At 38.3% G+C, this 7368-nt stretch carries 4 protein-coding genes and 2 pseudogenes; all 6 read left to right on the top strand.

Annotated features, from left to right (window positions below):
* Positions 1-124: 124 nt before the first annotated feature.
* Positions 125-880 (top strand): annotated as a pseudogene (locus OLM34_RS11320) (glycoside hydrolase family 43 protein); the annotation flags it as partial.
* A gap of 62 nt (positions 881-942) precedes the next feature.
* Positions 943-3231 (top strand): GH92 family glycosyl hydrolase, encoded by a 2289-nt coding sequence (locus OLM34_RS11315; protein ID WP_264407375.1) that lies wholly within the window; start codon positions 943-945, stop codon positions 3229-3231.
* On the top strand, positions 3218-3418 hold the full coding sequence (locus tag OLM34_RS11310) for a hypothetical protein (protein ID WP_264407374.1): 201 nt from the start codon (positions 3218-3220) through the stop codon (positions 3416-3418). The genes OLM34_RS11315 and OLM34_RS11310 overlap by 14 nt, the downstream gene beginning before the upstream one ends.
* A pseudogene (locus OLM34_RS11305) lies at positions 3346-4305 on the top strand (sulfatase-like hydrolase/transferase); the annotation flags it as partial. The gene OLM34_RS11310 and the pseudogene OLM34_RS11305, both read left to right, overlap by 73 nt.
* 47 nt (positions 4306-4352) lie before the next feature.
* Positions 4353-5318: a glycoside hydrolase family 43 protein gene (locus tag OLM34_RS11300; RefSeq protein WP_264407373.1), complete on the top strand. Its 966-nt coding sequence runs from the start codon at positions 4353-4355 to the stop codon at positions 5316-5318.
* A gap of 40 nt (positions 5319-5358) precedes the next feature.
* Positions 5359-7290: a ligand-binding sensor domain-containing protein gene (locus OLM34_RS11295; RefSeq protein ID WP_264407372.1), complete on the top strand. Its 1932-nt coding sequence runs from the start codon at positions 5359-5361 to the stop codon at positions 7288-7290.
* The last annotated feature ends 78 nt before the right edge of the window (positions 7291-7368 follow it).

Genomic DNA, 7368 nt, shown 5'->3' with positions numbered 1-7368 from the left:
TCCATTAAAAAATGGATATGTTTTGAAAATAATGTAAACTCTCTAATGAATAATTTTTTAAACAACTCTCGTCTGAAATATCTCAATTTTTTGCATTTTTGAAAAATGGGGTTATCAGAGGAGACTCAAAAGATGGAAAAAAGAAGATGTTCTTGCTCTTCATAAGGAGGATTCATATGGAGATAAATGGTTTTGGGCGCCGGAAGTATATTATGTTAACAATAAATTTTACATGTATTATTCTGCTGAAGAACATATTTGCGCAGCAGTTTCTGATTCTCCTTTGGGCCCATTTAGACAAGCGGTTCAGAAACCTATGCTGGAAGACGAAAAAGCAATAGACAATTCCCTTTTTCTTGATGATGACGGAACAGCATATCTGTTTTTTGTTCGCTTTAACGATGGGAATAATATTTGGGTAGCTGAGCTGGAAGATGATCTCATGACAATTAAAAGAGAAACCATGCATCATTGTATTCATGTTTCTCAACCGTGGGAAGAAATATGGCCGCGTGTAAATGAAGGCCCTTTTGTTATTAAACACGCCGGAGTCTATTATATGACTTATTCGGCCAACAGTTATGAAAGTCCTTTTTATGGTATTGGTTGTGCTACTGCAACCCATATCATGGGTGAATGGATCAAGTATGGCGATAATCCATTGTTACAGAAACCCGGTAATTTGGTTGGGGTTGGTCATAATGCCTTATTTAGAGATAAGAAAGGTAATTTGCGCGTAGTATTTCATGCACATCATAGTGCTACAACTATTCATCCCAGGGAGATGTATATAAGCTCTGTAGGATTTAAACAAACCAATGGCAAGGATAAATTATTCATCTGTAAAGATTATCTGATACCGAAATTGGAGGGGAATTAAATAATGTTGATTGGGTTTATTTCTAATGAATAAAATCGAGGAAAATGAGAAAGAGAAATCATATGGTTAAGGCTGTTTTGCTGCTTTTTGTGGGATTGAATGTTTTATCTCTTTATTCGCAGAAAGTTGATTTGGTTAAGTATGTTAATACGTTGCAAGGAACCAATTCCCGTTTCGAATTGACGAGGGGAAATACTTATCCCACGACGGCTCTACCTTTTGCCATGCATACCTGGACACCCCAAACGGGCGTAAACGGCGACGGTTGGAAATATCAATACGAAAAAGATTCGATTCGTGGTTTCCAACAAGCACATCAGTGTAGTGCATGGACAAACGATTATGCAGTTTTTTCTTTGATGCCGGTTGCCGGGAAACTTGTTGTTGATCAATTCGGCAGAGCGGCTAAATTCAGCCATCGGAATGAAATTGCAAAGCCGCATTATTATAAAGTTCTTTTGGATAATGGGATAACGACAGAAATTTCTCCTGTGGAACGGGGAGCCCATTTGCGTTTTTCTTTCCCCAAAGGAAAAAATGCGTATGTAATCTTGGATGGCTATACAGGAATGAGTGGGGTAAAGATTTATCCCAAAGAGGGTAAAATAACGGGTTATGTGCATAACGGACGTGGGTTGAAGGAGAACTTTAAAAATTTTTTCATCATTCAGTTCGACAAGCCGATTCGTGATTACGGGACGTGGGAAAATACAACCAATACCGCTTGGCAAGGTAAAAACGAGCAGGAGGGAAAGGGTGTCGGAGCATGGGTGCAGTTTGATAGCGGGGTGAATGTTGAGGTTAAAGTGGCGTCTTCATATATAAGCCCCGAGCAGGCCGAATTCAATTTAAAGAGCGAATTGGGCAATTATTCCACGTTGGAGGAAACGAAACAAGCGGCATTGAAAATTTGGAACGATCAGCTGCATCAAATCGTTGTTGAGGGTGGAACCGAAGAGGAAAAAGCCACCTTTTATTCGTGTTATTTCAGAGCCAACCTTTTTCCACGAAAGTTTTACGAATTGGATAAAGAAGGGAATCCTTATTATTTTAGTCCTTACGATGGGAAAATCCATTATGGCTACATGTACACCGATACCGGATTCTGGGATACTTTTCGTGCACAGTTACCTTTAAATGCCTTAGTTCATCCTGACATGCACGGCAAGTATGTAGCAGCGTTGCTCGACGCCTACGATCAGTGTGGATGGTTGCCCTCATGGTCGTTTCCCGGTGAAGGAGGGAGCATGATTGGGAATCATGCGATATCTGTTTTGGCTGATGCATGGAACAAAGGCATACGAACCTTCGATCCCTTGAAAGCCCTTCAAGCATATTATCATGAAGCAACCAATAAAGGGCCTTGGGGGCCTTCGAACGGACGTGACGGATGGAAAGAGTATTTCACATTGGGATTTGTTCCGTATCCGAAGTATAGCGAATCCACTGCCAAAACCTTGGAATATGCTTATGATGATTTTTGTGGTTTTAAATTGGCAGAAATGATTGGTAATTCTTTTTATGAAAATGTATTTGCCCGTCAAATGTATAATTATAAAAACGTTTTTGATTTCGAAGTAAAATTTATGCGCGGACGAGGTGAAGACGGAACATGGACACCTAATTTTGATCCTTATGAATGGGGAGGCCCTTTTACCGAAGGGAATGCTTGGCATTATTTGTGGTCGGTTTTTCATGATGTCAATGGATTGATTCACTTGTTAGGCGGAAATGAAAATTTTGTTGCGAAGATGGATTCCGTCTTTATTGTTCCTAACACAGTGAAGGTAGGAACATATGGACGTCTAATTCATGAAATGACCGAGATGCAGATGGCAAACATGGGTCAGTACGCGCATGGGAATCAACCCATTCAGCACATGATTTACTTGTATAATTATGCAGGGGCACCTTGGAAAGCTCAGCAAAAAGTGCGGGAAGTAATGAGAAAGCTGTATAATTCTACCGAAAACGGTTATCCGGGAGACGAGGATCAAGGGCAAACTTCTTCATGGTATGTATTGAGTGCTTTGGGCTTTTATAGTGTATGTCCGGGAACGAATCAGTATGTGATAGGAAGTCCCGTTTTCAGAAAAGCAACGATTACACTCGAAAACGGGAAACAATTTATTATTGAGGCAAATAAGAATGATCAAGATAACGTATATATTCAATCAGCAAAATTAAACGGACAAGATTATACCAAGAACTATATCCGCTATGAGGATATAGTCGATGGTGGGGTTTTACGGTTCGAAATGGGAAACCGGCCTAACAAAAACAGAGGCACTTCTCCTGAAGATGTTCCTTATTCGGTGTCATTATATCATTCATGCGATGAATATCATTAAGTTGAAATATTATGCTGCAGGAATATTTTTTGCGGCTCCTTCTTTATTGTTGTCGAAAGACGATGCAAGGCCGAATATTCTTATTATTTTGGCCGATGATTTGGGATATTCCGATATTGGCCGCTTCACGCCTTGCCGGAAGACATTAAGAAATATGAAAACACGTACAAAGAGGGTTGGGATATAATTAGAGAAGAACGTTATGAAAGGATGAAAAAGATGAGACTGTTCGGGGATTCCGATGATTTTTTATCGCCCCGTCAATTTAAAGATGAATGGGTTAACAATCCTACCAAGGAATGGGATGCACATGCAATGGCGGTTCATGCAGCAATGATCGACAGAATGGATCAGGAAATAGGGAAAGTGATTAAGGCATTGGAACAAAATAATGAACTGGATAATACACTGATTGTTTTTCTTTCCGATAATGGCGCAAGCAACGAAGATTGTCAAAATTATTCTCCCGGCGAAAACGATCGGCCGGCAGAAATGCGTAATGGCGAAAAAATCATTTATCCGCGAAACAAAGAAGTGTTGCCAGGTCCTCAAAATGTATTTGCTTCGATTGGCGCTCGCTGGGCAAATGTGGCAAATACTCCTTTTCGATTTTGGAAAGCAAAAACCTACGAAGGGGGTATTTGTACTCCAATGATTGTTCATTGGCCAAAAGGAATCGAGCAGAAAAAAGGGTCTATCAATAGTGAGATTGCCCATGTAATAGACATAATGGCCACCTGTCTTGATGTTTCCAATTCTCCTTATCCGTCCCAATATCGGGGATATTCTATTATTCCGTCTGAGGGGATGAGTTTGCTTCCTGTGTTCAAGACAGGAAAGCGCAACGGACACAGAGAAATTTGTTTTGAACATTTCAACGAAAAAGCAATGATTGACAAGGCAGGATGGAAAATTGTAATGCCGGCCGAAAGCAAGAAATGGGAATTGTACAATCTGAATGTCGACAGAAGCGAGCTCGATAATTTGGCTGAACAATATCCTGAGAGAGTAAAAGAAATGGGAAAACGATATTTGGAGTGGGAAAAGCGTTGTATGGTAGTTCCAAGGCCATAGAAATTAAAATATAACCTGAAACATCAACAACAAAATCCAAATTACTAATGCATTTTAAATATTTTTCACTACTTGCTTTATTTTTTCTATCATGTGGAAGCGGTACCATAGGAAAAGAAGATTTGAAAACAAAACAAATATTGGTTCCATTGGCAGATCCTTTCATCCTTTTGTATAATGATCTTTATTATGCTTATGGAACAGGAGCCGAAGATGGAATCGAAGTGATGGTTTCCGCTGATCTTAAACGCTGGAAGCGTGTTGCGAACGAGCAAAAAGGTCTTGCCTTACATAAGGATGATTCTTATGGAGAGAAATGGTTTTGGGCTCCGGAAGTATATTGTGTCAACGATAAATTTTACATGTACTATTCTTCTGAAGAACATATTTGTGTAGCCGTTTCCGATTCGCCTTTGGGTCCATTTAAACAAGTGGTTCAGAAACCTATGCTGGAAGATGAAAAAGCGATAGACAACTCCCTTTTTATTGATGATGACGGGAAAGCATATCTGTTTTTTGTCCGCTTTAACGATGGACTCAATATTTGGGTAGCTGAATTGGAAGATGATCTGATGACACTCAAGAAAGAGACCATGCATCATTGTATAAGTGTTTCGCAAGCTTGGGAAGAAATTTGGCCACGGGTGAACGAAGCACCTTTTGTTATCAAACACAAGGGCATTTATTACATGACATATTCGGCTAATAGTTACGAAAGTCATTTTTATGGTATTGGTTGTGCAACGTCAACCCATATAAAAGGGGAATGGATAAAGTATCCCGATAATCCTTTATTGCAAAAACCCGGTACTTTGGTTGGAGTTGGACATAATGCTTTTTTTAGAGATAAAAACGGTAATTTGTGTACGGTATTTCATGCTCATCATGATCAGGATCATATTCATCCCAGAAATATGTATATAAGTTATGCAGGTTTTAAAGATGTGAACGGAATAGATAAACTTTATATCGATCCAAATTATCAAATACCAATTTTAGAGGTAACTGAATAAAAGTTTTTTGTGCAGGAATAAATGATTGATTTTGTTTAAAATGTTTTCTTATAGACTTAGGCATTTTTTTTTCGTTTTATTGGTTTTTTTGATTACTTCGGTTGGTTCCAAGGCCACCACTTATCGTTTTAAACACTACAATATTAATAACGGATTATCACAGAATACCGTACGATCTATCTTTCAGGATAATCTGGGCTTTATGTGGTTTGGAACCAAGGATGGGTTAAATCGGTTTGACGGAACCTCATTCAAAATTTTTAAATTTTCGCCTAATAGTGATTTAAGAGATAATGTTTTTCTCCGCATCCTTCAAGACAAGTATAACAACCTTTGGGTTTCAACTGAAGATGGAGTGTATGTTTATGACATATATAAAGAAAAGTTTCGTCGTTTCAATCATGTTACCCAGGATAATAAAAAGGTTGAAGGTGTTGTTAGTGATATGATTGCCGATAACGATGGAGATATTTGGATGGCCGTGGAAGAAAAAGGCGTTTTTCATTATGATATATCAAATGACGAGCTGATCTTTTATTCCATCCCCATTGTAAAAGATGGAATGAAGATGATGAGTTTATGTCAGGACAATAATAATAGGATTTGGATCTGTCCATATTCTCGTCCATTTCTTTTTATCGATAAAATAACAAAAAAAGTATCCGAATTCAATTTGAAAGATGATGACCGTTTCCTTTATGCTATAGGTGAAGTTTCGGATGTCTTGGCTGATCAATATAATCAGCTACTCGTGGCAACCTCGCAAAAAGGACTGATAAGCGTCAATATCATTAACCAAACTTATCGTGTTTTGTTGGATAAAGATCCGAACGGTGATCCACTATTCGTGAGATGCCTTGAACGAATTGATAATAATACGCTCTGGGTTGGAACGGAATCGGGGGTGTATATATATGATACGGATACTGAAGAGGCAATTAATTTGCGCAGCAATACTTTAGTGCCGTATTCGTTGTCGGATAATGCTATTTATTCCATTTATAAGGACAATGACGGAGGTATATGGGTGGGATCCTATTTTGGAGGAGTAGATTACTATTCCGATCGGTATAACAATTTCGAATTGTTTTATCCGATGGCATCCGATAATAGTATAACGGGTAAAAGAGTAAGAGAGTTTTGTCGTGCACCTAATGGTAAAATATGGATAGGAACAGAAGATCAAGGATTAAATTTATTCGATCCGGAAACCCATACGTTTCTGCCACTGCCAAAGCCTTTGGGTTCACTTTATACCAATATTCATGCTTTGTATGAAGATGGCGATATCTTGTGGATAGGTACTTTTTCGAAGGGATTGCACAAGTACAATCTAAAAAAAGGGAAATTGGTAACTTATACACAATCGGATGATTCGAAATCGATTAGCCAAAACAGCCCCTTTGCTTTATGCAAGGATCGGCAAAACATGTTATGGATAGGCACATTGGCAGGAGTAGATATCTATAACTACGAAGACGATACTTTTACAAAAGTAGAGAAACTTAAAGGAATATCCATCCAGGACATCTTTGAAGATATGGAAGGTAAAATTTGGATATCTACCTTCGTTAATGGACTTTATCGGTTTGATCAAGATACAAAAAAATGGAAAATCTTCCTACATGATGCAAAAAACCCGAGCAGTTTGCCTTATAATAAAGTGACAAGTGTTTTTGAAGACAGTAAAAAAAGATTGTGGGTTGCGACACAGGGAGGAGGATTTAGCCTTTTTGACAGAAAAAACGAGACTTTTTTTACTTACAACAGCTCCAATGGCTTACCGAATGATGTGGTTTTTCAGATAAAGGAAGATAATTTTGGTAATTTGTGGTTATCTACCAATGCCGGGCTTGTCCAATTTGATCCTGAAAAAAAATCGTTCAAAAATTATACGGTTGAAGATGGATTAAAAACCAATCAATTGAGTCCACTCCGAAAAGTCTCTGACTTTTTATTTTCAATTCAGTGACACCCGGAAGGGACGGTTTAAATTTTTCAAAAATGCACTAAAATCAGTATCCTATTTGCTTGCATATTAATCTATATT

Origin of the sequence: Anaerorudis cellulosivorans, assembly GCF_025943985.1 — a bacterium.
Lineage (GTDB): Bacteria > Bacteroidota > Bacteroidia > Bacteroidales > Dysgonomonadaceae > Anaerorudis > Anaerorudis cellulosivorans.
This window is presented reverse-complemented; position numbering and strand designations above follow the sequence as displayed.